The following is a 1,059-nucleotide window of genomic DNA, read 5'->3' as shown; positions in this document are numbered from 1 at the left end:
CGCCCGCCGCGCGCGCACGCCTTCTGGTGGACGTACTGGATGCTCGCCGCCTTCGTGTGGGCGCTCGGCGTGGTGCTCGATGCCGGGCACTTCGCGTACCTCGCGCAGCGGCTGACGGCGGTCGTCATCTCGCTGGCACGCGACATCGGCGAGGCCACCGGCATGGTCACGCAGACCTACCCGGTCGGGCGCATCACGCTGGCGGTCATCGCCTGGCTGGTGCTGTGCCATTTCATCTTCGGCTGGCTGTGGCGCCTTGTCGTCGGTACCTCGGCTGTCCCTGCGCCGCCGGTGCCGCGCAAGCGCTGGCAGGTCGGTGTCGCCGAGACGCTGGTCGTTCTGCTCGGCGTGTTCGGCATCCACGGCAAGTTCTCGCAATACCCGCTGCGCTGGAGCGATTCGATCGAGCTGCAGAACGCGTTCGCGCAGCAACTGTCGCTGAACCCGCTGCACAACCTGTACGACACCTGGACCTTCCGCGCGCAAAGCCTGGGCGATGCGCAGATGCGCCCCGATGCCGATGCGATCCGCGCCTTCGTCGGCCTGCCGCCGCTGAAGCCGGGCGAGCCGATCTCGTTCCTGCGCAGCGTGCCGCCCAAGCCCGAGCGTGCCGGCCAGCCGCCGATGAACGTCGTGCTGGTGCTGCTGGAGAGCTTCGCGGCGCACAAGGTCGGCGCGATCGGCAGCCCGCTGGGCGCGACGCCGAGCTACGACGCGCTCGCGAAGGACGGCCTGCTGTTCACGCGCATGATGAGCGCGCACGGCCACACCGCGCGCGGCGTGTTCACCACCGTCACCGGCATGCCCGACGTCTCGGTCGAATCGACCGCGTCGCGCAACCCGGCGGCCAGCAACCAGCAGTCGATCATCAACGAGTTCGCCGGCTACAAGAAGTTCTACTTCATCGGCGGCAGCACCTCGTGGGCCAACGTGCGCGGCGTGCTGACGGCCAGCATCGACGACATCGACATCGTCGAGCAGACGCGGCTGAAGTCGCCGGTGGTCGACGTCTGGGGCGTCTCCGACAAGAACCTGTTCCTGGAAGCGAACGAGATGTTC

General features: G+C 68.5%; 1 protein-coding gene. It reads left to right on the top strand.

The annotated features are described in order from the left end of the window. Positions 1-39 precede the first annotated feature (39 nt). Positions 40-1,059, top strand: a 1,020-nt coding sequence (locus tag AC1D15_RS33935; protein WP_477829528.1) for an LTA synthase family protein, incomplete at its 3' end; no start/stop codon positions are given.

The sequence above is a fragment of the Rhizobacter sp. P2_H2 genome, assembly GCF_056403375.1.
The sequence above is the reverse complement of the archived record's forward strand: the minus strand, read 5'-3'. Positions and strand labels throughout refer to the sequence as shown.